The 24,315-nt window shown below is 68.1% G+C and carries 20 protein-coding genes and 1 tRNA gene; 15 read left to right on the top strand and 6 right to left on the bottom strand.

Annotated features, from left to right (window positions below):
- Positions 1–166: 166 nt before the first annotated feature.
- The 4 genes from V5F74_RS11710 to V5F74_RS11695 all read left to right on the top strand — a co-directional run bounded on the left by V5F74_RS11710 (position 167) and on the right by V5F74_RS11695 (position 6,974).
- Positions 167–985, top strand: coding sequence for an ImuA family protein (locus V5F74_RS11710; RefSeq protein WP_029559081.1), 819 nt, complete (start codon positions 167–169; stop codon positions 983–985).
- Positions 867–2,474, top strand: coding sequence for a Y-family DNA polymerase (locus V5F74_RS11705; protein WP_394008196.1), 1,608 nt, complete (start codon positions 867–869; stop codon positions 2,472–2,474). The genes V5F74_RS11710 and V5F74_RS11705 overlap by 119 nt, the downstream gene beginning before the upstream one ends.
- Entirely contained in the window at positions 2,471–5,770 is a 3,300-nt protein-coding gene (locus V5F74_RS11700) for an error-prone DNA polymerase (RefSeq protein ID WP_394008194.1), read from the top strand. The genes V5F74_RS11705 and V5F74_RS11700 overlap by 4 nt, the downstream gene beginning before the upstream one ends.
- 175 nt (positions 5,771–5,945) lie before the next feature.
- Positions 5,946–6,974 (top strand): polysaccharide deacetylase family protein, encoded by a 1,029-nt coding sequence (locus V5F74_RS11695; RefSeq protein ID WP_394008193.1) that lies wholly within the window; start codon positions 5,946–5,948, stop codon positions 6,972–6,974.
- 66 nt (positions 6,975–7,040) lie between these two features.
- On the opposite strand, the gene otnC is transcribed toward V5F74_RS11695, so the two are convergent.
- Complete coding sequence (gene otnC / locus V5F74_RS11690; RefSeq protein ID WP_029559085.1) at positions 7,041–7,742, bottom strand: 3-oxo-tetronate 4-phosphate decarboxylase; 702 nt, start codon at positions 7,740–7,742, stop codon at positions 7,041–7,043.
- Positions 7,743–7,907: 165 nt separating this feature from the next.
- On the opposite strand from otnC, the gene ltnD reads away from it, so the two are divergent.
- The 4 genes from ltnD (at position 7,908) to V5F74_RS11670 (ending at position 12,201) form a co-directional block, all read left to right on the top strand.
- Positions 7,908–8,846 (top strand): L-threonate dehydrogenase, encoded by a 939-nt coding sequence (ltnD, locus tag V5F74_RS11685; protein ID WP_394008191.1) that lies wholly within the window; start codon positions 7,908–7,910, stop codon positions 8,844–8,846.
- Positions 8,847–8,985: 139 nt separating this feature from the next.
- Positions 8,986–9,243, top strand: a complete 258-nt coding sequence (locus tag V5F74_RS11680) for a cysteine rich repeat-containing protein (RefSeq protein WP_029559087.1) — start codon at positions 8,986–8,988, stop codon at positions 9,241–9,243.
- Positions 9,244–9,404: 161 nt separating this feature from the next.
- Positions 9,405–11,240, top strand: a complete 1,836-nt coding sequence (glsA, locus tag V5F74_RS11675; protein WP_394008896.1) for a glutaminase A — start codon at positions 9,405–9,407, stop codon at positions 11,238–11,240.
- Positions 11,241–11,403: 163 nt separating this feature from the next.
- Positions 11,404–12,201 carry a DUF2189 domain-containing protein gene (locus V5F74_RS11670; RefSeq protein ID WP_394008189.1) on the top strand — a complete coding sequence of 266 codons (798 nt, stop codon included), beginning with the start codon at positions 11,404–11,406 and terminating at the stop codon, positions 12,199–12,201.
- A gap of 40 nt (positions 12,202–12,241) precedes the next feature.
- Here the strand turns inward: V5F74_RS11670 and V5F74_RS11665 are convergent, their stop codons facing one another.
- Positions 12,242–13,594, bottom strand: a complete 1,353-nt coding sequence (locus V5F74_RS11665) for an NUDIX domain-containing protein (RefSeq protein WP_394008187.1) — start codon at positions 13,592–13,594, stop codon at positions 12,242–12,244.
- Positions 13,595–13,703: 109 nt separating this feature from the next.
- Positions 13,704–14,456 carry an SIMPL domain-containing protein gene (locus tag V5F74_RS11660; protein ID WP_029559091.1) on the bottom strand — a complete coding sequence of 251 codons (753 nt, stop codon included), beginning with the start codon at positions 14,454–14,456 and terminating at the stop codon, positions 13,704–13,706.
- 193 nt (positions 14,457–14,649) lie between these two features.
- Between V5F74_RS11660 and V5F74_RS11655 the strand changes: the two genes are divergently transcribed.
- Positions 14,650–14,725 (top strand) — tRNA-Ile (locus tag V5F74_RS11655).
- Positions 14,726–14,903: 178 nt separating this feature from the next.
- Here the strand turns inward: V5F74_RS11655 and V5F74_RS11650 are convergent.
- Genes V5F74_RS11650 through V5F74_RS11640 form a run of 3 tightly spaced genes read right to left on the bottom strand, consistent with a single transcriptional unit; the run spans position 14,904 to position 17,772 of the window.
- A complete protein-coding gene (locus tag V5F74_RS11650; RefSeq protein WP_024278271.1) occupies positions 14,904–15,557 on the bottom strand; it encodes a response regulator in 654 nt (217 codons plus the stop codon).
- Positions 15,554–17,071 (bottom strand): ATP-binding protein, encoded by a 1,518-nt coding sequence (locus V5F74_RS11645; RefSeq protein ID WP_394008185.1) that lies wholly within the window; start codon positions 17,069–17,071, stop codon positions 15,554–15,556. The genes V5F74_RS11650 and V5F74_RS11645 overlap by 4 nt, the downstream gene beginning before the upstream one ends.
- Positions 17,068–17,772: a hypothetical protein gene (locus V5F74_RS11640; RefSeq protein ID WP_394008184.1), complete on the bottom strand. Its 705-nt coding sequence runs from the start codon at positions 17,770–17,772 to the stop codon at positions 17,068–17,070. The genes V5F74_RS11645 and V5F74_RS11640 overlap by 4 nt, the downstream gene beginning before the upstream one ends.
- A gap of 508 nt (positions 17,773–18,280) precedes the next feature.
- Here V5F74_RS11640 and V5F74_RS11635 point away from each other — a divergent pair.
- From V5F74_RS11635 to V5F74_RS11610, 6 genes are all read left to right on the top strand, one after another.
- Positions 18,281–20,167 (top strand): methanol/ethanol family PQQ-dependent dehydrogenase, encoded by a 1,887-nt coding sequence (locus tag V5F74_RS11635; RefSeq protein ID WP_250166371.1) that lies wholly within the window; start codon positions 18,281–18,283, stop codon positions 20,165–20,167.
- Positions 20,168–20,308: 141 nt separating this feature from the next.
- Positions 20,309–21,268, top strand: a complete 960-nt coding sequence (gene moxJ / locus V5F74_RS11630) for a methanol oxidation system protein MoxJ (RefSeq protein ID WP_394008183.1) — start codon at positions 20,309–20,311, stop codon at positions 21,266–21,268.
- Between the two features lie 47 nt (positions 21,269–21,315).
- Complete coding sequence (gene moxG, locus V5F74_RS11625; protein WP_029554823.1) at positions 21,316–21,918, top strand: cytochrome c(L), periplasmic; 603 nt, start codon at positions 21,316–21,318, stop codon at positions 21,916–21,918.
- Between the two features lie 16 nt (positions 21,919–21,934).
- Positions 21,935–22,243: a methanol dehydrogenase gene (locus V5F74_RS11620; protein ID WP_394008181.1), complete on the top strand. Its 309-nt coding sequence runs from the start codon at positions 21,935–21,937 to the stop codon at positions 22,241–22,243.
- 169 nt (positions 22,244–22,412) lie between these two features.
- Positions 22,413–23,444: an AAA family ATPase gene (locus V5F74_RS11615; protein ID WP_394008179.1), complete on the top strand. Its 1,032-nt coding sequence runs from the start codon at positions 22,413–22,415 to the stop codon at positions 23,442–23,444.
- A complete protein-coding gene (locus V5F74_RS11610; protein WP_394008177.1) occupies positions 23,441–24,313 on the top strand; it encodes a DUF58 domain-containing protein in 873 nt (290 codons plus the stop codon). The genes V5F74_RS11615 and V5F74_RS11610 overlap by 4 nt, the downstream gene beginning before the upstream one ends.
- Positions 24,314–24,315: the final 2 nt, after the last annotated feature.

Here is a 24,315-nt window from a genome sequence, read left to right as displayed (position 1 = left end):
ATACCTTATCTGTGAATTACGGGGACAAGACCGCGCCGCTTCACCTGCCTGCGAAGGGCTCGCTCCAGCCCCCGCAGGCCCTGCTGCCGGACCTCCATACGGTTGACATTCCGCCCTCCCGGAGTCCTTTTAAAAAGAACAAAATAGGAACATTGGTCCTTCATTCATGCACCCCGAGCAGGCTCCCCGCGAGGATCTGGCGGCCCTTCGCCGCCGCATCGTCGAGATGGAACGGCTGTCCGGCCCTCCGGACGGTCCTGCCCGGCCGCGCCTGTCCCTTGGGGGGCCGCTGGACGAGGCGTTGGGGGGTGGCCTCGCCCGCGATGCGCTGCACGAGGCTTTTCCGGCGGAGAAGGGCAATGCCGCCGCCGTGCTCGGCTTCGCCCTCGCGCTCGCGGCCGGTACCCGCAAGCCGGTGCTGTGGGTGCGGCAGGATATGGCGGCGCTGGAGGGCGGCGACATCTACGGCCCCGGCTGCGCCGCCTTCGGGCTCGATCCGTCCCGCCTGATCCTGGTGGCCGCAGCAGACGCCGCCGACACGCTGGGCGCCGCAGAGGAAGCCCTTGGCCATGGCGCCCTCGGGCTGGTGGTGGCCGAGCCCTGGGGATCCCCGCGCCTCATCGATCTCACCGCCACCCGCCGCCTCGCCTTACGCAGCGAGCGCTCCGGTGTGCCGTCCCTTCTGCTGCGGCCGGGGGCGGACCCCGGTCCCTCCGCCGCCGCCACCCGCTGGCGGGTCGCCGCGGCCCCCTCCCGGGTGACGGGGGATGTGCCGGCCTTCTGCCTCGGCCCACCCGCCTTCGCGCTGGAGATCGAGCGCAACCGCCTCGGCCCCACCGGCCGATTCACCGTGGAATGGAATGCCCATGCCCGACGCTTCGTCCCGACGCCTCGCCGCGCTCTTCCTGCCGCGCCTGCCGACCGACCGGCTGCACCGCAGCCGGCGGGGACGTCGCATGTCGTCGGCTGGCGCCGCACCGGCTGACCCGCCGCTGGTCACGGTCGAGGTGAAGGCCAATGCCCGCCGCCTCGCCGCGGTGGACGCCGCCGCGGCCCGCCTCGGGCTCCATCCCGGCCTCACGCTGGCGGATGCGCAGGCCCGCGTGCCGAAGATCGAGGCGGTGGAGGCGGATGCGGCGGCGGACGCGACGCTGCTCGCCGCCATCGCCTCGTGGTGCGAGCGCTGGACGCCCTTCGTCGCCGTGTCCGGGCCGGACGGCATCGTGCTCGATATCACCGGCTGCGCCCATCTGTTCGGTGGCGAGGCGGACCTACTGTCTGCCATGACGGAACGGCTCGCCGCCACCGGTCTCACCGCCTGCGGGGCTGTGGCAGGCACCGCCCGAGCTGCCCTCGCCCTCGCCCACTGGAGGCCGGGTCGGGTGGTGCTGGCGGGAGGCGAACGGGAGGCCGTGGCGCCTTTGCCGGTGGAGGCACTCGGCCTGGATGCGGAGGCGGCGCGCAGCCTTTCCTATCTCGGGCTGGTGCGCATCGGCGACATCGCCGGCAAGCCCCGCGCGGCCCTCGCCGCCCGCTTCGGCAGCGCCCTGGTGGAGCGGCTGGACGAGTTGTGCGGCGCCGCCTCTCCGCCCATTTCCCCGCTCAATCCCCTGCCCGTCTATGTGGCGGAGCGGCGCTTCGCCGAACCCATGGGTGACGAGGCGACCGCCCGCGCCGTCCTCGCCGACCTCGCCCGCGACCTCACCGGCGTGCTGGAGCGGCACGGCGAGGGCGGACGGCGCTTCGAGGCCGCCTTCTTTCGCAGCGACGGCGCGGTGCGGCGGGTGGCGGCTGGCACGGCTGCGCCACTGCGCGACGGCGCGCGCCTCGCCGCCCTGTTCCGCGAGCGGCTGGAGGCGTTGGCCGACCCGCTCGATCCCGGCTTCGGCTATGACGTCATCCGCCTGTCCGTCACCGCCGCCGAGCCGCTCGCCGCCACCCAATCCGGCTTCGACGCCGAACCGGACGGCGCAGGGCTCGACCAGCTGGTGGACATTCTCTCCGCCCGGCTCGGACCACGACGCGTCACCTGCCTTGCCGCGCTGGACAGCCATATTCCCGAGCGCGCCGCCGTGCGGGTGCCAGCGCAGAAGACGTGGCGCAGCCGGGAAACACGCGCCCAGACCTCCCTGGCGCACGACTGGGCCGAGCCGGCCGCCGCCGATGCGCCCCTCACCCGCCCGCCGGCGTTGTTTCCCGCGCCCGAGCCGGTGGAAACGCTGGCCGAGGTGCCCGACGGCCCGCCTTTGCGCTTCCGCTGGCGGCGGGTGCTGCACGAGGTGGCGCGGGCCGAGGGGCCGGAACGCATCGCGCCGGAATGGTGGACCGCCCTCGATGGCAACCGGCCGGGCCTGACCCGCGACTATTTCCGCGTAGAGGACACTGAAGGCCGCCGCTTCTGGCTCTATCGCGAGGGCACCTACGGGCGTGAGACGTCGGCGCCCCGCTGGTTCCTGCACGGGCTGTTCCCGTGAGCGCACCTTTCTATGCGGAGCTGGCGACGGCCTCGCATTTCTCCTTCCTGCGCGGGGCGAGCGCGCCGGCCCATCTGGTGCGCACCGCCGTCGCTCTCGGTCTCGACGGTCTCGGCATCGCCGACCGCAATACGGTGGCCGGCGTGGTGCGGGCCTATAGCGCCCTGGAGGACCTGCGCGCCCTCGACGAGAATCTGGAAACCGACGATCCCGAGGCGGAGGCCAAGCGCGCCGTCGCCGCCCGTGCCCGCGCCTTCCGGCTGGTGACGGGTGCACGGCTCATCTTCTGCGACGGCACGGGGGATATCATCGCCTATCCCTCGACCCGCGCCGGCTGGGGCCGGCTCTGCCGTCTCCTGACCACCGGCAACCGGCGGGCGAAGAAGGGCGAATGCCACCTTTCCCTCGCCGACCTCCTCGCCGACGCGCGCGACCTGATGCTCATCGTGCTGCCGGGCGAAGACGGAAGCGATCTTCCGCCCCTCCTCTCCCGCCTCGCCGAGGCCGCCCCCGGTGCGGTGTGGCTTGGCGCCGATATGCCCTTCCATGGCGCCGACCGCCGCCGCCTGGCCGCGCTGAAATCCGTCGCCCACGCCGCCGGCGTGCCTCTGCTGGCGATGAACGAGGTGCTGTATGCGACGCCCAAGGAGCGCGACTTGCAGGATATTCTCACCTGCGTGCGCGAGGGCACCACCATCGCCGAGGCCGGGCGGCGGCTCATGGCGAATGCCGAGCGCCACCTCAAGCCTGCCGCCGAGATGGCGCGTCTGTTCCGCGACGCCCCCGAGGCGGTGGCGGAAAGCGCGTCCCTCCTCGCCCGCATCGACTTCACCCTCAAGGAGCTGAAATACGACTATCCCGAGGAGCCGGTGCCCCCCGGCTGGACGCCGCAGGCGTGGCTTGAGGAACTGACCTGGCGCTGTGCCGCCGTGCGCTATCCCGAAGGGGTGCCGGAGAAGGTGGAAAAGCTGCTGAGGGACGAGCTGGCCCTCATCCGCAAGCTCGAGTACGCGCCTTACTTTCTCACCATCCACGACATCGTGCGCTTCGCCGAGAGCCAGGGCATCCTCTGCCAGGGGCGGGGCTCGGCGGCGAATTCAGCCGTTTGCTACGTGCTCGGCATCACCGCCGTGGACCCCGCCGACAACGATCTTCTCTTCGCCCGCTTCATCTCCGAGGAACGGCGCGAGCCGCCCGATATCGACGTGGATTTCGAGCACGCGCGGCGCGAGGAGGTGATCCAGCACATCTACGAGAAATACGGCCGCCACCGCGCCGGCATCGTCGCCACCGTCATCCACTACCGCCCGCGCAGCGCCATCCGCGACGTGGGCAAGGCCCTCGGGCTGACCGAGGACGTCACGGCGCGCCTCGCCTCCACCCAGTGGGGCAGTTGGGGGCGGGACATTTCCGACGCGCATATCCGGGAGGCGGGGCTCGACCCGTCAAATCCCTTCATCCGCCGCGCGGTGGAGCTGGCCGGCCGGCTGATGGGCGCGCCGCGCCACCTCTCCCAGCATGTGGGCGGCTTCGTGCTGGCCCGTGAGCGGCTGGATGACACGGTGCCCATCGGCAACGCCGCCATGGCGGACCGCACCTTCATCGAATGGGACAAGGACGACATCGACGTGCTCGGCCTGATGAAGGTGGATGTCCTGGCGCTCGGCATGCTCACCTGCATCCGGAAGGCGCTCGACCTGATGCGCGACCACGAGGGCATCGACTGGGGTCTTGCCGACGTGCCAAGCGGGCGAGCAGATGTCTACGCCATGCTCCAGCGCGGGGATTCCATCGGCGTGTTCCAGGTGGAGAGCCGGGCGCAGATCAACATGCTGCCGCGCCTGAAGCCGAAGGAGTTCTACGACCTCGTCATCCAGGTAGCCATCGTGCGGCCGGGACCGATCCAGGGCGACATGGTCCACCCCTATCTGAGGCGCCGCAACGGGCTGGAGGCGGTGGATTACCCCTCCCCCGCCCCGCATCTCGGCGACAAGGACGAACTGCGCGACGTCCTCCACAAAACGCTCGGCGTGCCGCTGTTTCAGGAGCAAGCCATGAAGCTTGCCATGGTCGCCGCCCGTTTCTCCGATGTGGAAGCCAACAAGCTGCGCCGGGCCATGGCCACCTTCCGCAACCTCGGCACCATCCACGAATTCGAGAGCCTGATGGTGGAGCGCATGGTGGCGCGCGGCTACAAGCGGGAATTTGCTGCGCGCTGCTTCGAGCAGATCAAGGGCTTCGGCAGCTACGGCTTTCCCGAGAGCCATGCTGCCTCCTTCGCCAAGCTCGTCTACATTTCCTCCTACATCAAGTGCCGCCACCCGGCCGCCTTTGCCTGCGCACTGCTCAACGCCCAGCCCATGGGCTTCTACGCCCCGGCGCAGATCGTGCGGGATGCCCGCGAGCATGGCGTGGAGGTGCGCCCGATCGACGTCAATTTCAGCCATCACGACAACACGCTGGAACACCGCGACGATGGCACCCTCGCCCTGCGTCTCGGCTTCCGACAGGTGGATGGCTTTCACGAGGACTGGGGCGGGCGCCTCGCCGCCGCCCGCGCCTTTCCCTTCGCAAGCATCGAGGACCTCGCCCGCCGTGCCCGCCTGCCCACCCGCGCGGTGAAGCTGCTCGCCGATGCGGATGCCTTCCGCTCCATGGGCCTCGACCGCCGCGCGGCGCTGTGGCACGCCCGCCGCCTGCCGGACGACGACGCTCTGCCCCTGTTCGCGGCGGCGGACGCCCGTGAATTGGGCGTTGAAGAGGAGGTGACGCTGCCGCGCATGGCGCGCTCGGAGCACATCGTCGCCGACTACCAGACGGTGCGCCTCTCCCTGAAGGGGCATCCCATGGGCGAACTGCGCGAGCATTTCCGGAAAGAACGCATTCTTTCCTGCGCCGAGGCATCAGCACTGAAGGACGGCGCCTTTGCCCGCACCGCCGGCGTGGTGCTGGTGCGCCAGCGGCCGGGCAACGGCAAGGCCATCTTCATCACCATCGAGGATGAGACCGGCATCACCAATATCGTTCTGTGGGAGCGGACGCTGGAGCGCTTCCGCCGCGAGGTGATGGGCGCGCGCCTGCTTTTGGTGGAAGGACGCATCCAGAAGAGCCCGGAGGGGGTGGTCCATCTCATGGCCCAGCGCCTCACCGACCGCACCGCCGACCTCGCCTTGCTCTCCCAGGTGCGGCAGCCGCGGATGGAGGTGGCGCGGGCCGACGAGTTCGCCCACCCCCAGCATCCGCGCAAGCATCCGCGTGACGTAAGGGTACTTCCCAAGTCGCGGGACTTTCACTGAGCACCACGCCCGCGATGCCGCAGAGGTATCCAGCAGCCCAAGTCCGTGAGGGGGCAGGTGAAAACCCGACAAATCGGGCAAAAAAGGCGCGAGGGTCCCGCGCACTTCACGATTTATCCACAAAAACACGTGAGGCTTCGAGACAGATGGAACCTAAGGCCGGGATACCGCCGCCGTGAAGCCGCTCCTCATCGTTACCGGATTTGTGGCCGCCGCCGCCGTTGGCGCAGGCATGGCCATCAGCCCGCTTCTGTCGGCCAGGGATGACGGCCCGGCGACCACGCAGTCCATTTCCCAGCCGGCGAACCCGGCTTCCGGACAGGCCGCCCAGGGCAAGGGCGCGACCGCCGCGCAGAAGAGCGCGGCCGCATCGGCCCAGCCGGTGCCGGCCCCCGCGCCGGAGCCCGCGGCTCCGCCGCCGGTCACGCCGCGCAAGAACTACACCTACAAGTCGTTCGACGTGGATGGCTCCTACATCGCCATGACCTTCGACGACGGCCCGAACCCGGAGACGACGCCGCGCCTCCTGCAGATCCTGCGCGAGCGCAACATCAAGGTGACCTTCTTCGTGCTCGGCAACATGGTCGCCAAGCACCCCGAAGTGCTGAAGATGATCGCCGACGAGGGCCACGAGATCGGCAGCCATTCCTGGAGCCATCCGCAGCTCACCCGCATCAGCCAGGCGGCCGTGGACAAGGAGCTGGGCAACACCTCCGAAGCCATCTTCCAGGTCACTGGCAAGCGCCCGATCTATCTGCGCCCGCCCTACGGCTCCATGAAGCCGTCGCTGCGCAGCTACATCGAGGACAAGTACGGCCTGACCATCGTCAACTGGTCGGTGGACCCCAACGACTGGAAGAACCGCAACAGCCAGGCTGTGCATGACGCCATCATGGCGCAGGTGAAGCCCGGCGCCATCGTGCTCTCCCACGACATCTACGCCACCACCGTGGATGCCATGCCGCGCATCCTCGATGAGCTGGCGGCCAAGGGCTACAAGTTCGCCACGCTGTCGCAGATGGTGGCCATGGACAAGCCGCTGAAGGTGGCCCTCGCCACCCCCGGAACAGCCGCCGCCAAGAAGCCGAAGCCCGCCGGCGCGAAGCCCGATGCGGCGAAGCCCACCGGCACCTCCAAGCCGGCCGCCGCCGCGCCGAAGCCGGCCGCATCCCCGGCCCCGGCCCGCAGTGCCGGCGTCTACTGACGCGAGAGGGGTATTCCTTCGAACGGCGCTCCGGTCCCCGGGGCGCCGTTTCTCGTTTCGGACCGGTCAGTCCTCGGTCGAATGAGCATGCCCGTGATGGTCGTGGTCGTGGTGGGCATCCGGCGCGGGGAGCGTGAGGCCGAAGGTCTTCACCAGATCGTCCACCTGTGCCGGCGACAAATAACGCGGATTGAGGCCGCGCAGCAGCAGATAGAGCTTCGCTGTCTCTTCCAGCTCCTCGGTAGCGAAGACCGCCGCCTCCAGCGTGTCGCCCGCAACCACCGGACCGTGATTGGCCAAGAGCACTGACGTGTACCGGCCGGCAAGGCCCCGGATCGCGTCAGCGACGGCGGGATCGCCCGGCCGATAATAGGGCAGAAGCGCCGTCTGCCCGGCACGCATGAGGTAATAGGGCGTCATGGGCGGCAAGGCCGCGCGCGGATCGATCTCCGGCAGCATGGTGAGCGCCACCGAGTGGGTTGAGTGCAGGTGCACGATGGCCCGGGCCGTCCCGCGGGTCTCGTAGAGCGCCGAATGCAGCGGGATTTCCTTGGTGGGCGGATCGCCACTCAGGAGCCGTCCAGCGGCATCGAGGCGGGAGATGCGCGCGGGATCAAGGAAGCCGAGGGACGCATTGGTGGGCGTCACCAGCCATCCGCCATCGTCGAGCCTCAGGCTGATATTGCCGGACGAGCCGGGCGTCAGCCCCCGCTCGAACAGGGAGCGCCCGAAGCGGCAGATCTCCTCCCGCAGTCTGGTCTCGTCCATGGCCGGCCTCCGCTTGTTCCGCCGACGCACCAAAGCGAAGCGGAACTCCCTTGGCAAGCGTGAACCGCACCGCGGCTAAAACGATTTGATCCACCATCGGCGGACTCTTACAAAGGCTCCGGATGCCGTCTGGCCAACAGGCGGCCGAGACACGGGGAAACGGCCATGGTCGAGCAGGCGGAAGGAACAGCGGGCAACCAGGGCGCCGGACGCGCGGGCGTGATCGGCCTCGGCTCCATGGGCTTCGGCATGGCGCAGTCTCTGCTGCGGGCGGGGCTCCATGTGGCCGGCTGCGATGTGGGCGCGGCCGCGGTGGAGCGTTTCAGCGCCGCGGGCGGGCGTGGTGTGGCCTCGCCGGCTGAGGCGGCCGAAGGGGCGGACATGGTGGTGAGCGTGGTGGTCAACGCCGCGCAGACGGAGGCCATCCTGTTCGGGCCTTCCGGCGTCGCCGAGACGCTGCCCGAGGGCGCCGTCTTCATCTCCTCCGCCACCATGGACCCGGACATCGCCCGCAGCCTCGCCGCACGGCTGGAGGCCACTGGGCGGCACTATCTCGACGCCCCCATCTCCGGCGGCGCCCAAAGGGCGGCGGAAGGGGCGCTTACCATCCTCGCCTCCGGCAGCCCCGCCGCCTTCGCCAGGGCGAAGCCAGCCCTCGATGCCATGGCCGCCAAGCTCTACGCGCTGGGTGACGCTCCCGGTCAGGGTGCCGCCTTCAAGATGATCAACCAGCTCCTCGCCGGCGTGCACATCGCCGCCGCCAGCGAGGCCATGGCCTTCGCCGCGCGGCAGGGGCTGGACCTGAAGAAAGTCTACGAGGTCATCACCGCCTCGGCCGGCAACAGCTGGATGTTCGAGAATCGCATGCCGCATGTGCTCGACGGCGACTACACGCCGAAAAGCGCCGTGGACATCTTCGTGAAAGACCTCGGCATCATCCAGGACATGGCGCGCAGCGCGAAGTTCCCGGTGCCGGTCTCGGCCGCCGCCCTGCAGATGTTTCTCGCCACTTCCGCCGCCGGCATGGGCCGCGACGACGACGCCTCCGTCGCCCGCCTCTATGCCCGCATCACCGGCACCAAGCTCCCAGGCGAAGAGAGCTGAGGCGCGGCGGGAGTCGCTTTTTTGCCGCGGCAGGGACGTTACACTCCGTCGCGATTCGTTACCTTCGGGGAATGCCTGTGCAACCTCGCCCCGCGAGGGTCAGGCATAGAACCGACGCAACCACACGAGGATCCTGCCGATGACCCTCTCCCTGCGCGCCTCTTTCCTCGCGCTCCCTCTTCTGGCCCTCTGCGCCGGCCCGGCTCCGGCGCAGACCGCCGCCAATCTCACCGCAGAGCAGGCCCAGGCCCTGCGCACCGCCTGTTCGGCGGACGTGAAGAAGCTGTGCGGCGACGTGCAACCCGGCGGCGGCCGCGTGGTCCAGTGCATGCAGAGCAAGAAGGAACAGACGACCCCGCCCTGCCAGGCCGCCCTCGGCGCCCTCGGCAAGAAGTAGTTTCCTCAGCGAACCTCAGGCGCGCGAGGCTGGCGTTATCTGCCGCAGCGCACGGCGGCTCGCGCGCTGACTTGCTCTGCTCTCCCTCCGTCAGCGCGACGATGGTTTTGCGGCATTGCATCATGGCTCAGGTGGCGTTTCACTGGAGGTGAATTCGGAGCCTGACCTTGCCCCATCCCTCGACCACCCTCGAGACCCCGTTGCTGCGGTTCCTGAAGGACACGCACGCGGACTTCTCCCGCATCGACGAGGGCGAGGTCGCCTCCTACATCCCCGAACTGGGCAAGGCCAATCCCGACCATTTCGGCATCGCTGTCGCCACCACGGACGGGCATGTCTACGAGGCGGGCGACACGCAGGTGCCCTTCACCATCCAGTCGGTGTCGAAGGCCATGGTGTTCGCCCTGGCGCTCGATCTGCTGGGGGCGGAGCGGGTGGAAGCGGCCATCGGCGTGGAGCCGAGCGGCGAGGCGTTCAACTCCATCCGCCTTCGAGCCGACAACAAGCCGTTCAACGCCATGGTGAATGCGGGCGCCATCGCCTGCTCGGGCCTGATTGCCGAGAGCACCGGCGGGGATGCGTTCGAGCTGATCCGCCAAGCCCTCGGCCGCTTCGCCGGGCGCGACCTCGGCCTGGACGAGGCGGTGTTCGAGAGCGAGCGCTCCACCGGCGACCGAAACCGCGCCATCGCCTACCTCCTGCGCACCTATGGCGGCGTCACGGGAGACGTGGACCGGCTGCTCGACGTCTATTTCCGCCAGTGCTCCGTGCTCGTCACCGCCCGAGACCTTGCAGTGATGGGCGCGACCTTCGCCAACCACGGCGTCAACCCGCTCACCGGCGTCACCGTGGCCTCCAGCTACGCGGTGGCGCGCACGCTGGCGGTCATGAGTTCATCCGGCATGTACGACTTCGCCGGCGAGTGGATCTACCGCGTGGGCGTGCCGGCCAAGAGCGGTGTGGGCGGCGGCATTCTCGCGGCGCTGCCGTCCCAGCTCGGCCTCGGCACCTTCTCTCCGCGGCTCGACATGCACGGCAACAGCGTGCGCGGCATCCGTACCTGCGAGGCCATTTCCGAGGCCTTCGACCTGCACATGCTCTCCCGGCGGGACGATGTGCGCACCTGCATCGTCGCCGATTACGATTTCCGCACCGTGCCCTCCAAGCCCGGCCGGCAGCCGCACGAACAGGACATCCTCTCCGCCCGTTCCGGCGCCATCCGCGCCATCGAGCTGGCCGGCAAGCTTTCCTTCGCCTCCATGGATTATGTCACGCGACGCCTCACCGCCCCCGGTGACGTGCCGGAGTTCCTCATCCTCAACCTGCACCGCGTCGCCACCATCACCGATGCCGGCTTGAGGCTGCTGACCGGCCTCATCAAGAACCAGCTGCCGGCCGCCACCACCGCGGTCATCGCCGGCGTGGAGGCGGCCTCCCCGCTCAATCCCCAGCTGAAGGCGCTGCGCGAGCAGGGCGTGCGCGTGCGCATCTTCCCCACCTACGACGCGGCGGTGGAGTGGGCCGAGGACCAGGTGGTGTACCGCCATGGCGGGTTCTCGCGCATAGAGGTGGAGGCGGACCTCAGCCGACAGGCGCTGCTCGCGGGCCTTTCCCCTCAGGAGTTGGCCGATCTGTCCCGGCTCGGCACCCGCGTCGTATTCCCGGCCGGCACAAGGATCATCTCCGCCAACGAGCCGCCGGCCAGGGTCTATTTCCTGCTGCGGGGCATGGTCAGCGCGCGCTCGGTGGGAGACGTGCGGCTCTCCACCATGATCCCCGGCATGGTGTTCGGGGAAATGGCCCTCATCGAGCAGCCGCGCAGCACGGACGTCTGGGCGGACACGGAGGCGGTGTGCGTGGAGGTGACGGCCGACCAGTTCCATGCCTTCCAGGAGACCCACGCCCGCGCCGCCGACAAGATCATGCGCAACCTCGCCATCCTGCTTGCCGGGCGCATCCGCATGGCCACCGCCCGCATCGAGATGCTGACCGGATAAACCCTTCCGCATCATTGGCTTGCATCATCACAGGCACAAGCCCCAGGAGGCCGTCCGGTCGCGCACCGCGCCTAGCACTTTCGGCCAGCCTTGAGCGAAGCCCTTTACAACCCCCCGTTCCCCTCCCAGTCTTCTTCCAAAGAGAAGAATTCGGGAGGTGAAGATGGTGGATACGGTGGAGAACCGGCCACAGGCCGTGCAGGCGATGCCGGCGGTCCGGGCGGTGACGTTCGCGGACGTGAAGGCCTCGCTCATCGAGGGACTGTCAGACTTCGCGCAGGCTCCGGCCTTCGGCCTTGCGTTCGGCGCGCTTTATGCGGCGGGCGGTCTCGCCATCGTTGCCTGCGTCTTCTTCTTCGAGCTGGGCTATCTCGCCTATCCGCTCTTCGCCGGATCCGTGCTGATCGGGCCGTTCGTGGCGGCCGGGCTCTACGATGTCAGCCGGGAACTCGAGGCGGGGCGCCAGCCCACATGGCAGGGTGTCCTGTCCACCATCTTCGCCCAGCGCCAGCGCGAGCTTGGCTGGATGGCGTTCGTTACCATCTTCGCCTTCATCATCTGGATGTATCAGGTGCGGCTGCTGCTCGCGCTGTTCCTCGGCTTCGCCTCCTTCGCCACGCTCAACGACTTCCTGAAGGTGCTGTTCACCACCTCGGACGGCATCGCCTTCCTGGCGGTGGGCCATGTGATCGGTGCGGCGCTTGCACTGGGGCTCTTCTCCATCACCGTCATCTCCTTCCCGCTGCTCATGGACCGGGATCTCGACGTGGTGACCGCGATGATCACCAGCGTGCAGGCGGTGCTCACCAGCCCTGGTCCGATGATCCTCTGGGGCATCTGCGTCGTGGCGCTGATCGCCATCGGCACGGCGCCGGCCTTCCTCGGGCTGATCTTCGTGCTGCCGGTTCTGGGGCACGCCACATGGCACCTGTACCGCCGGGCCGTGGCCCCGCTTCCCTGAAACGGCCACGCCGGCGCGAAGGCGCGTTGGCGCACGCCGCCTAGCGCTTCGGCTTGGACGGAGATTTAGGCGCGGCGGCCTTGCGCGCCCGCGCCTTCTTGCTGGCGGTAGCGCTCTCCGCGGCGGACGCGAGCGCCTTAGCGGGCTTGGCTGTCGTTGTCTTGGGCGTCGTGCCCTTCGCAGTGGCGGTCTTGGCCGTCGTAATCTTGGCAGCCGCGGTCTTGGCAATCGCGGTCTTGGCAATCGCGGTCTTGGCAGCCGGTTTCCTGACCCGCGCAGCTTTGCCCGAGGCGGTTTTGACTGCCGCAACTTTGGCCGGCTTCGCTGAGCCCTTGGCCTTCGCCACCTTCGGCTTCACGGCCTTGGGTTTCACCGACTTTGCGACCGTCGCTGTCCTCCCCGCCTTGGCGACCGTCGTCTTGGCAACGCCCTTGGTCCTCGCCCCCGCTTTTGCCGGGCTGGCATCGGCGGCAGGCACCGGGGCCTGAGCAGCCTTTGCCTGTGCTGCAAGCGCCTTGCTCACCTTGCCCTTGGCGCCCTTGGTCCGGGCGGGCGGCGCAGCGTCCTTCTCCTGCGCCTCATCGGCCAGCGACGGGCTTTCCGGGCCCATGGCAAGCGCCGCCCCGCCCTTCGCGGACTTCGTCTTGGCCGTTTTCGCCTTGCTCGCCTTCGCCTTTGCCGACTTCGGGGCAGCCTTTACCGGCTTCGGCGCCTTCGACGGCTTTCCGTTCGTCGCCTCGGGCTCGGCCTGCTCGGTTGCAGCGTCCGTGCCCTTGCCCACCTTGGCCTTGCCTTCACGGGCCTTGGTCACCTTCGCTTTCGCCGGCTTCGCCTTGGCGGCGGCTCCTTCGGCGGCGCTCGAGGCTTCGGCCTGCGCCTCCTCCCAGCGCCGCGCCATGATGGCTCCGAAGGACAGAATCAGCTCGGAGAGATCCTCCTCCTGAACCGCCGCAGCAGCAGTTTCGACGGAGAACCAGAATCCATAGCGCTGGAACCGTTCCGGCCACTTCTGCAGCAGGCGCTTGACCTTGAGTGGGAACACCAGCACGTCGCAGAGCACCGAGCGGGTGCCGAGGCGCTTCTCGTAGGTGTATGCGCCGAGCGGCTCGCGGGAGACCACGCCGACGAGGCCGGCCTCCTCATAGCATTCGCGGGCGGCCGTCTTTGGAGGCGTCAGTCCCTTGATGGGCCATCCCTTGGGGATCACCCAGCGGCGCGTCTCGCGGGAAGTAATGAGGCGGACCTGCACCTCGCCGTCGCGCCGCACACGGTACGGCAGGGCAGCATATTGCACCCTGCGTCCCGAAGGCCCGCCGGTGACCGCGAGATGGGGCCATTCCGACGAAGGCGCCATGACGATCCAACATCGGCGGTACGTGAAAAACAGACGCAATACACGGGGGACCCGTTCTCCGCCCGCCGACGGTAGAATCGGTCATTATGACTGATCTATCACAAAGCATTCCTGCCAAGAAATCGGCGTGGAACGCGACGGCCTGCCCCTATTGGGGCTCGGCTTCATAGACCAGGACGGTACGGGCCCGCACCTCGATCTCCCCAGCCTCGACCGGCACGGCCATGCGGGCCGAATCCGCCTTCATCATCATGGGCGCCGGCATGATGGGACCACCGCTCTGCCCCTCGGGCTGGATCGACATGATGCGCGTGAGCCGAAGCCCCGCAGCCGCCGCGACGCCCTTCGCCTGCTCGATGGCATCCTTCACGGAGGCGGCGCGCGCTTCGCTTTCCAGACGGTCGGTGTCGGCGAGGGCGAAGGAGAGGCCGGAGGACTGGTTGGCTCCGGACTGCACCACCTTGTCGAGGAGCCCGCCGAGCTTGCCCAGGTCGCGCACCGTGATCCGCACCGAATTGCGCACCTCGAAGCCGATCAGCTTCGGCGTCTCGCGCGACGGCGGCTGCGGATAGGACTGCTGCGGCTGGATGGAGAAGGAGGAGGTGGAGATGTCGTTCGGCGCAATGCCGGCCGCCTTCAGCGCCGCGATCACCTCCGACACCGCCTTGGAATTGGCGGCGAGGGCGTCATCGGCGGTCTTGGCGTTGCTGACGACCCCGGTGGTGAGCACCGCCATATCCGGCGGCGCGGTGCGCTTCGCCTCACCTACCACCGTGATGGTGGCCGCCGCTGCCGCAGGCCCCGCAACGGCAAGCGTTGCGGCCAGGGCTGCCGCGAACACGGCCGCCGTGCTGGCCGCGGCGCGCGGAAGGGAAACGATGCGGGCCGGCGAATGACGCATGGAGGTATCCTCGTTCGGCCCCGGGCGTTCTGTCACCGGGACTTGGACCCGCAGACGACAGCGCGAACACGGCGCCATTGCGGCGAGCCCGCCCCCGTCCCCACCCTAAGGGCACGCGTCTCCCGGCTGGACGGGAATCTGTTGTTCCCGAGAGGCAGGATTGGTAGAGCAGCAGGAACATGCCGCACTTTGGGGGCCTGTAGCTCAATGGTTAGAGCTGACCGCTCATAACGGTTAGGTTGCAGGTTCGAGTCCTGCCGGGCCCACCAAATCTCAATGGCTTGTGGACGAAGTGTGTTCTGGAGCGCTCACGCATTCGGCGGCTAGGCACGCCACCTGTGAATGGCTTTCGGGTGTCGCGTTCACTCTGTTGGCTGAGAGCGGCTACCACAATGTCCACAGACGGCGTCCGAACCTGTGAAGCTCAGACTCACCGGGAAGGCGAGCCTAGTTCTTCGCCCGTCCGGTCGGGGCGCCGGCCACGTACTGGATGGCGCGGTGAATCAGCTCGGCCAGATTCGTCGCACCGAGCTTGGCCTTGAGCTGAGAGCACGTGTTGGCCACCGTCTTGTAGCTGACGCCCAGTTCGTCGGCGATCTGGCCATAGGCCTTGCCCTCGGCAAGCAGCGCCAGCGCCTGCAGCTCGCGCGGAGTGAGATCGGCCATCACGCCGCTGCGCCCGCGTGTGCCGAGCAGGGCCACCTCCAGCGCGAGGTCGTGGCTGATGTAGGGCTGGCCGCGCCGCACCTTCTCGAAGGCTTCGAGGAGGTCGTCGGGCGAGGTGTCCTTCAGGAGATAGCCGGTCGCCCCGGCCTCCAGCGCGCGGCTCGCGATCACCGGGTCGGCGTGCATGGAGAAGACCAGGATGGGCATGCGCGCCGCCTGCGCCCTGAGCCGCCGCACCAGAGCGAGGCCGGCGAGGCCGCTGCCGTTGAGCGCGAGATCCACGATCACCACGTCCGGCCGCTTGCGACGGAACAGGCGATAGCCAGCCAGCGCCGTCTGCGCCTCCATCAGGTCGCTGATGCCCGCGTCCTCCAGCAAGTGCCGGCAGCCCTGCAGCACGATGGGGTGGTCGTCGATGAGGAGAACGCTGGTCATACCGAATGCCCTGGCCCTGAACGCACGCGCCTGCCCTCGGCGGAGGCCGAAGACGCAGAGGCAGAATGCCCCAACGGGATGGGAAGCTCCACAAAAAGGCGCGCCCCTCCTTCGCTACCCCGCTCCAGTCGACAGATGCCGCCCAGCGCGCGCACCCGTTCCTTCATGCCCGAGAGGCCATGACCCATCGATGGAATGGCCGGCGGCCCCTGCCCGTCATCCGCTACGACAAGGCGCAGCATGCCCCCTGCGCCACGTCGGCCCTCCTCGCCCACGATGATGCGCACGGAACGGGCATTGCCGTGCTTGAGCGCATTGGTCACGCCCTCCTGCGCGCAGCGATAGACGGTGGCGTCGAACGACGGCTCGTAATGATCGGCAAGCACACCTGTCTCCAGCGCGAATCGCCGCTCGGGATCGTGCTGGCGAAAATCGGCGACGAGGCTGGAAAGCACGTCCTTCAGCGGCACATGGTCGAGCGCAGCGGGGCGGATGCGGGTGAGCAGGCGGCGGTTGGCGACCTGCATCCGCTCGACGATCTCAATGAGGCTCTTCGCCCGCGCCACCATGCGCTCAGCATTCTCCGCAGGTGCGGTGGCCGCGAGGCGGGCGAGCGAATCGGCGCTGGCCTTCAGGCCGAACATGAGTGGCCCCAGCTCGTCATGCAGATCACCGGCGATCTGGCGCCGCTCGTCCTCCTGCAGGCTCACGAGACGGCCATAGAGGTGGGCATTCTCCTCCCGCGCCGCGCCGAGGGTTTCGGCGAAGGCGTTGAAGCGCTCCGCCACCTCGGCGAGCTCGCGCGTGCGGGGCGGTTCGACGCGGCAGGCGAACTCGTTGTGCTCCAGCTCGTCCAGAGCGCCGCGAAAGCGCGAGAGATCCCGTCGCACCTGTCCCAGGGCGACGAACAGGGCCGAGAGGATGGCGAAGTTCACCGCGAGGGCGACGCTGGCGAAATCGAATACGTCGTCCCAGACCTCCGCCACCTCGTCGTCGGGAACGCCCTCGATCCGCACCCGGCCGATGAGACGCCCGTCAGCCACCACGTCGATCCGTCGCGTGACCTGTGACACGCCGATGAGCCGGGCGAACCAGGAGGGCGCCGCCTCGCTGTTTGCCGGCGCGCCATCGGCGGGCAACACGGCTGGGCGCCCGTCCGGCCCTTCGAGGGAGATGCGCACATGGCGCAGGTGGCGCAGGTGGGGCGGAAAGGCCGCGGCGAGGGTCGTTCCCTGCTCCGTGGCCACACGCTCGGCCACCTCGCGGACCATATTTTCCGCCATCTCGATGGAGGCCACCATCTCGCGCCCGGCGGCGACGCGCGCATTCACCACCACCACGGCGCCCGCAACCACGGCGGCGACCAGATTGATGGCGAGAACGGCGCCGAGCACGCGGGTGCGCAGCGACACGCGGCGCACCGACGCCTCCCCCGCGCCCGCCTGTCCCGCCTCGTCTTTCGCGCCCGCGATGCCCCGCGGCAACGAGGCGCGCGTGGCGGGGTGGACGCTCATGGGTTCCTCCGTTCGGCCGCCGGCGCGGCAAGCGCGGCGAGGGCGTTCTCGCGACTCGCCCCGGCGGCCCGCAGATTGAAATAGTGCTGGCACAAATCACTATAGCCGATCCGCCGGACCGCGCGACCGACGGTGATGAAGCCCCCGAGCAGCGCCTGCGGGCTTTCGCCCACGGAAATTTCGCCCAGCATCCGCTCCAGCTGGAGCGTCCGGTTGGCGAGCATGCGGCGGTTCTCGTCGAACACGGCGTCGGCCTCGCTCAAGAGCGTCGCGATCTCCGCCACGGCCTCAGCCGACGCGGGGGCTCCGGCTGGCACGGACCGCGTGGCGAGAAAGACCTCGGGCGGAGTATTATCGCCGACATCCAGCCACTCGCGCGCCGCACCGCCTCGCGGGCCGGCTCCTTTGGCGGCGCTGCCGGCCCCGGGCGGTGGCGCCGCCTCCGGCGCAGAAGCCGCGCTGGAGGCAACCGGCCGACGCTCCTCCTCCTCGCCACACGACGCCAGCACGAGCGTGCCCGCCGTTGCCAGAAGGCACACTGCGAAGAGCCGGGCGATGGACAGCCGATGGGAAGCACGGCCAAGGCGCATCGGCAAAGCAGTCTCTCCCACGTAATCTGCCGTCTCTGCTGACATCTTTATCGCCCGGCCATCTGCGTAGGCCGCGACGATCTCTGAATATTTTCTCAGAACAAGAGGCATTCAGATTCCATCTTGGCGAAAACACGAATGATATAAAGCACAACACCTCCGACAACAGCACAAATAAACGAACCCGGACGGGGCTTGGAACGCTGCGGCAGCGGTCGGCAAACAACATACTTATCAGACACTTATGGAAGTCCGGCAACCGTCTTTGCCAAGTGTTCCCACAATGAATTGCCGAATGATCGGCAGACAAAGGTGCGGATACCGCTTCAACTGGTGCCACACAAGATAACGAACCATAAGAATTCAATAAGAAAAAGAAGAACGGGTCTCAGGTCGCAATCGGAGGACGACCGCCACCCTGGCCATCACCAGCTCTGCTTCCCGCGAGGTGCGATCTCCTGCGTCCCGGCCATGGGGCGGAGGTGCGGACCATCTGCGCAAGCGGAGGGGAAGCTTCGGCTCCCGTGTCGCTCCCGCTGCCATCCGGCCGCGTGGGGCATGCACGGGTGCGGGAGGGACAAGTCCAACCGAGTGAGGAACCACCCAAGGAAAACGCCAAATGACGAGATTGTTTTCTTCCGTCTCCCTCTGTGCCGTGACCCTCGCCCTGGCGGCGGGTTCCGCGGCCGTTAGTTCGCAGGCGCTCGCCAACGACAAGCTCGTCGAACTCGCCAAGAGCGACGACAACTGGCCGATGACCGGCAAGAACTACGACGCCAACAACTACAGCCCGCAGAAGCAGATCAACAAGGCGAACGTGAAACAGCTTCGCCCGGCCTGGTCTTTCTCGACCGGCGTGCTGTCCGGCCACGAGGGCACCCCGCTCGTCGTCAACAATATGATGTTCATCCACTCGCCTTACCCGAACACGACGTTCGCGGTGGGCCTGGATGATCCGGGCCACATCCTGTGGCAGCACAAGCCGAAGCAGAACCCCACCGCCCGCGCGGTCGCCTGCTGCGACGTGGTGAACCGCGGCCTCGCCTACTGGCCTGGCGACGGCAAGACCCCGGCGCTCATCCTCAAGACCCAGCTCGACGGCCACATCGTGGCGCTCAATGCCGAGACCGGCGCGGAGTTCTGGAAGCTGGAGAATTCCGACATCAAGGTCGGTTCCACCCTCACCATCGCCCCCTATGTGGTGAAGGACACGGTGCTGGTGGGCTCCTCGGGCGCCGAGCTCGGCGTGCGCGGCTACGTCACCGCCTATGACGTGAAGACCGGCGCGCAGAAGTGGCGGGCCTATGCCACCGGCCCGGACGAGCAGGTGAAGCTCGCCGACGACTTCAACAAGGCCAATCCCCAGTACGGCCAGAAGGGCCTCGGCACCGGCACCTGGGAAGGCGACGCCTGGAAGATCGGCGGCGGCACCAACTGGGGCTGGTACGCCTTCGATCCCGGCACGAACATGATCTACTACGGCTCCGGCAACCCCGCGCCGTGGAACGAGACCATGCGTCCCGGCGACAACAAGTGGACCATGACCATCTGGGGCCGCGACATCGACACCGGTGAAGCGCACTTCGGCTACCAGAAGACCCCCCACGACGAGTGGGACTATGCCGGCGTCAACGTCATGATGCTCTCCGAGCAGAAGGACAAGGCCGGCAAGATGCGCAAGCTCCTGACGCATCCGGACCGCAATGGCATCGTCTACACCCTCGACCGCACCGACGGCTCGCTCGTGTCTGCCGACAAGATCGACGACACGGTGAACTGGGTGAAGCAGGTGGACCTGAAGACCGGCCTGCCCCAGCGCGATCCGGAATACGCGACGCGCATGGACCACAAGGGCCGCGACATCTGCCCCTCGGCGATGGGCTACCACAACCAGGGTCACGACAGCTACGACCCGGAGCGGCAGTCCTTCTTCATGGGCATCAACCACATCTGCATGGACTGGGAGCCCTTCATGCTCCCCTACCGCGCGGGTCAGTTCTTCGTCGGCGCCACGCTGTGGATGTATCCCGGCCCGAAGGGCAACAAGCAGACCTATGAAGGCCTCGGCCAAGTGAAGGCCTACGACGCCATCAACAACAAGTACAAGTGGGAAGTGATGGAGCGCTTCGCGGCCTGGGGCGGCACGCTCGCCACCGCCGGCGGCGTGATGTTCTACGGAACGCTGGACGGCTTCATCAAGGCCCGCGACAGCGACACCGGCGAGCTTCTGTGGAAGTTCAAGCTGCCGTCCGGCGTCATCGGCCATCCCATGACCTACACCCACAAGGGCGTGCAGTACGTCGCCATCTATTACGGCGTCGGCGGCTGGCCGGGCGTGGGCTTGGTGTTCGACCTCAACGACCCCACCGCCGGCCTCGGCTCCGTGGGCGCGTTCAAGCAGTTGCAGAATTACACCCAGATGGGTGGCGGCGTGATGGTGTTCTCGCTCGACGGCAAGGGCCCCTACGACGACCCGAAGGTGGGTGAATACGCTTCCGGCGGCTGACCTCCGACAACCGCCCCTTGCCGGCCGCCGTCACCTCGGCGGCGGCCGGTTTCTTCTTTCGCCACAAGCGCATCCATCGCCACCCTGATCGCCCGCCGAACGACGGCGCGACCGGACGCGAGCCAGACGGAGGCCGAACCGATGACCTGTTCTGCGAGCACCCCCGCGCGCCACGCCGCGACGTCCGCCACCAGCCATTTCGTCGCCGGAGCCCTGGTCGCCGGGACACTGGCCCTCTTCGCCGCGCCAGCGCTCGCCCAGACGGCGGAATCCGGCAAGATGTCGCCGCAGACAGCCGCCGGGGGCTCGGCCGCGCCAGCGCAGGCCGCGACTCCGCCCGATCCCTCGATCCTGCGCGTCTGCGCCTCCGAGGTGGAAGCTCCGTTCTCGCAGAAGGACGGCAAGGGCTTCGAGAACCGCATCGCCGGGGTGCTGGCGCAGGCCATGGGCCGCAAGGCCGTCTTCGTATGGACTTCCAAGCCCGCCATCTACCAGGTGCGCGACCAGCTTGACGCAAAGCTTTGCGACGTGGTGATGGGCGTCGACACCGGCGACGCGCGGGTGCTCAGCTCCAAGCCCTATTACCGCACGTCCTATGTGCTGGTGACCAAGGCCGACCGCAACATCACCGCCACCGACTGGAACGACCCGCAGGTCAAGGCGCTCAACCGCTTCGTCGTCCGCTTCTACTCGCCGGGCGAGACCGTGCTGAAGCGCCTCGGCAAGTATGAGGACAATGCCGCCTATCTCTACAGCTTGGTGAACTTCCGCTCGCCGCGGAACCAGTATGTGCAGGTGCCCGGCGAGCGCGTCGTCTCCGAGGTCGCCAATGGCGAGGCGGACATCGCCTTCGCCTTCGCGCCGGAAGTGGCCCGCTATGTGAAATCGTCCCAAGTGCCGCTGCGCATGAGCCTTGCCGGCAACTCCGTCACCAAATTCGACGGCACCGAGATGCCCCTCCACTACGACCAGTCGGTCGCCGTTCGCCTTGGCGACACCGCGCTTCTCGCCGAGATCGACGCGGCGCTGGTGAAGGCACGGCCGCAGATCGACGAGATCCTGGCCGACGAGGGCATCCCCCTGCTCAAGCCCAATTCCTGATCCGGCCCAAAGCCGTCATTTCCATCGGAACTTTTCTGGAAGGTCCAATGCACAGCCGTTTTCTGTCGCGGGGCGTCAAGGCCCTCCTCGCCGTCGCGTTCGTGTCCGGCTTCGCCCTTGCCGCGCAGGCCACGCTCAACTTCACCAATACGGTGACTGGCCAGCCACTGGACCTGTCGGACGCTCCCGCGGAGGGCCGCGATACCGAAGCGGTGAAGAAGTTCCTCGCCACCGGCGTGAACGTCTACGTGGAGAATCCCACCTGCCTGCCCAAGGGCAAGGACCTGTTCCTCTCCATGTGCTCCGGCTGCCACGGTCATTATGGCGAGGGCAAGATCGGCCCCGGCCTCAACGACAGCTACTGGACCTACCCGAAGAACATGACCGATCAGGGCCTGTTCGAGACCATCTTCGGCGGCGCGCAGGGGCAGATGGGGCCCATGTACGGCGCGCTCAATCTCGACGAGATGCTGCTGGTGATGGCCTGGGTGCGCCACTTCTACAAGGACGATCCCAACGACGCGGTGTGGCTGACCCCGGCCCAGCGCGCGGCCTTCAAGCGCTTCAACGAAAAGGAAGATCAAACGCCGGATCTCGACAAGGCACCGGTGTGCAAGGCGACGGCCGCGAGCGCGGCCGGGAGCAAGTGAGAAGGGAGGACAACAGATGAAGCATAAGGTTCGCATGCCCATGCTCGCCGCCGCTGCCGCGTTCGCGGTCATGGCCCTCGCCGCCGGCGGTGCCGCTGCCTATGACGGCACCAATTGCAAGGCGCCCGGCAACTGCTGGGAGCCGAAGCCCGGCTATCCCGACAAGGTGGCCGGCAGCAAATACGACCCCAAGCACAACCCGGCAGAGCTGGCGAAGCAGGGCGAATCCATCACCCAGATGGAAGCGCGCAACAAGAAGCGCGTTGAGTATTTTCAGAAGACCGGCCAGTTCGTCTATGACGTGAGCAAGATTCCGTCCAACTGATTTGGCCTTTCCCGACCCCCACCAGCAAGGCTGAGCCTTCCGCGAAGCCGGGCAATCCTCCGATGGATGGTGGGCAACTGGCGCGGCCGCTCGGGACCTCCGCGCGGGACCAACATCCCCCGCTCCCGTCGGCTGCGCCTTTCTTGCCGCAAGGCCAAGGGGACATCTGATGCACGCCATCGCCGATCCGGACGGCGCGCTCGCCTTGTGGCGCGACCGCGCGCTCGATTTCGAACGGGCGGTCGGGCGCATCGTGCTCGGCCAGGAGCGGGTCATCCGTCTCCTGACCATCGCGGTGTTCGCCCGCGGCCATGTGCTGCTGGAAGGCGACGTCGGCGTCGGCAAGACGACGCTGCTGCGCGCGCTCGCCCGCGCCATCGGCGGCGCCTATGAGCGGGTGGAAGGCACCATCGACCTCATGCCGGCCGACCTCGTCTATGACGCCCGCGTCGGCGAGGACGGACGTCCACGGGTCGATCCCGGCCCGCTCCTGCGCCGGGGGCCGGAGCTCTCCGTCTTCTTCTTCAACGAGATCAACCGGGCGCGGCCGCAGGTCCACGCCATGCTGCTCAGGCTGATGGCCGAGCGCACCGTTTCCGCCTTCGGGCGCGAATACGTCTTCCCCTTCCTCCAGGTGTTCGCCGACCGCAACCGCGTGGAGCGGGAGGAGACCTTCGAGCTGCCCGCCGCCGCCCGCGACCGCTTCTTCATGGAAGTGCAGGTGAAGGCGCCGGAAGATTTCGCCGCCCGCCGCGCGCTGGTGTTCGACCCGCGCTTCCACGACACCGATCTCCTGATCGCGGAAGTGCCCGAGGCGATCATCGACTACCGGAGCCTCGATCAGGTCTCCCGCGAGATCCAGAACGCGATCCCCGCCAGCGACGCCATCGTCGCCTACACAATCGCGCTGTGGGATGCGATCCGCACCCCCGACAAGGCCGGCATTGCCGTTCCCGGCGTGCGGATGGACCGCCTGGTTCAGGGCGGCGCCAGCCCGCGCGGCATGTCCTACCTCATCCGTGCCGCGCGTGTGCGTGCGTGGCTGGAGGGGAGGGACATCATCGTTCCGGAGGATCTGCGCGCCGTCTTTCCCGAGGTGATGGCCCACCGCATCTTCTTCGATCCGGTCTATGAAATGCGGCGCGAGGAGATTTCCGCCGACCTCTGCCGCGCCGCTTTCGCCACGGTGCCAGCACCATGAGCCCCGTCACGACCGGGGAACCCGAAGAGGAATACGGCGGCAACGTCGTGCCTTATCGTCTCAAGTGGCGCCCGCGCGGGGTGCGGCCCGGCGCGCACCCGGGCCAGGGCGACGGCGGTGACGGCACCTTCCGCACCCTCGTGCCGCTGGTGGCGCGGCCGGACCCGCGCCGCATCGACCTGCGTGCCTCGCTGCGCGACCCGTTCGAAGGCGTGCATGTCCGCACCTTCGCCCCACGACGCGCCACGACCGTCGCGGTGCTCACCGATCTGTCCCGCTCCATGGGTTTCGACGGCACGGGCGCTGAGGTCGCACGCCTCGCCGCGACGCTCGCAGCTTCGGCCGCCGCGACGGGGGATGAATTCACCCTCATCGGCGCTGGTGGCGACCTGCGGGAGGATGCCTTCATTCCCGCCACGCGACGCCGGGGGCTCGGCGCACAGGTGGCGGCTGCTATCTCGGATGCGACGCCGTCCGGGACGAGCACGAAGGGTCTCGCCACCGCGGCGGAGCGCCTGCCGCGGCGCCGCTGCCTCGTTTTCCTCGTCTCCGACTTCCTCATGCCCGAGGCCGATCTCGACCTGACCCTCGATGCTCTGTGGCGGCACGATGTGGTGCCGGTGCTGGTGCGCGACAGCCGCACCGAGGGCGACGTGCCGGCCTGGGGACTGATGGAAGTTGCCGATGCGGAGACTGGCGGGCGGCGGCTGGTGTTCATGCGCCCAGGGCTGAGGGCAAGGTGGCAGGCGACGGCGCGGGCGAGGATCGCCGCCCTGGAGGCCCGCTTTGTCACGCGTGGATACGCGCCCTTCCACCTCGTGAACCGGTTCGATGCCGATGCGCTGGTCGCGTTCCTTGCCGGCCGCTAGGC

It is taken from the genome of Xanthobacter aminoxidans, assembly GCF_043193615.1.
Lineage (GTDB): Bacteria > Pseudomonadota > Alphaproteobacteria > Rhizobiales > Xanthobacteraceae > Xanthobacter > Xanthobacter aminoxidans.
This window is presented reverse-complemented; position numbering and strand designations above follow the sequence as displayed.

Excerpts from the sequence above, each read along its gene's own strand:
- V5F74_RS11710 (WP_029559081.1), top strand. The coding sequence starts at position 167 with ATGCACCCCGAGCAGGCTCCCCGCGAGGATCTGGCGGCCCTTCGCCGC.
- V5F74_RS11705 (WP_394008196.1), top strand. The coding sequence starts at position 867 with ATGCCCGACGCTTCGTCCCGACGCCTCGCCGCGCTCTTCCTGCCGCGC.
- otnC (WP_029559085.1), bottom strand. The coding sequence starts at position 7,742 with ATGGACGAGACCAGACTGCGGGAGGAGATCTGCCGCTTCGGGCGCTCC.
- ltnD (WP_394008191.1), top strand. The coding sequence starts at position 7,908 with ATGGTCGAGCAGGCGGAAGGAACAGCGGGCAACCAGGGCGCCGGACGC.
- V5F74_RS11680 (WP_029559087.1), top strand. The coding sequence starts at position 8,986 with ATGACCCTCTCCCTGCGCGCCTCTTTCCTCGCGCTCCCTCTTCTGGCC.
- V5F74_RS11670 (WP_394008189.1), top strand. The coding sequence starts at position 11,404 with ATGGTGGATACGGTGGAGAACCGGCCACAGGCCGTGCAGGCGATGCCG.
- V5F74_RS11660 (WP_029559091.1), bottom strand. The coding sequence starts at position 14,456 with ATGCGTCATTCGCCGGCCCGCATCGTTTCCCTTCCGCGCGCCGCGGCC.
- V5F74_RS11650 (WP_024278271.1), bottom strand. The coding sequence starts at position 15,557 with ATGACCAGCGTTCTCCTCATCGACGACCACCCCATCGTGCTGCAGGGC.
- V5F74_RS11645 (WP_394008185.1), bottom strand. The coding sequence starts at position 17,071 with ATGAGCGTCCACCCCGCCACGCGCGCCTCGTTGCCGCGGGGCATCGCG.
- V5F74_RS11640 (WP_394008184.1), bottom strand. The coding sequence starts at position 17,772 with ATGCCTCTTGTTCTGAGAAAATATTCAGAGATCGTCGCGGCCTACGCA.
- V5F74_RS11635 (WP_250166371.1), top strand. The coding sequence starts at position 18,281 with ATGACGAGATTGTTTTCTTCCGTCTCCCTCTGTGCCGTGACCCTCGCC.
- moxJ (WP_394008183.1), top strand. The coding sequence starts at position 20,309 with ATGACCTGTTCTGCGAGCACCCCCGCGCGCCACGCCGCGACGTCCGCC.
- moxG (WP_029554823.1), top strand. The coding sequence starts at position 21,316 with ATGCACAGCCGTTTTCTGTCGCGGGGCGTCAAGGCCCTCCTCGCCGTC.
- V5F74_RS11620 (WP_394008181.1), top strand. The coding sequence starts at position 21,935 with ATGAAGCATAAGGTTCGCATGCCCATGCTCGCCGCCGCTGCCGCGTTC.
- V5F74_RS11615 (WP_394008179.1), top strand. The coding sequence starts at position 22,413 with ATGCACGCCATCGCCGATCCGGACGGCGCGCTCGCCTTGTGGCGCGAC.
- V5F74_RS11610 (WP_394008177.1), top strand. The coding sequence starts at position 23,441 with ATGAGCCCCGTCACGACCGGGGAACCCGAAGAGGAATACGGCGGCAAC.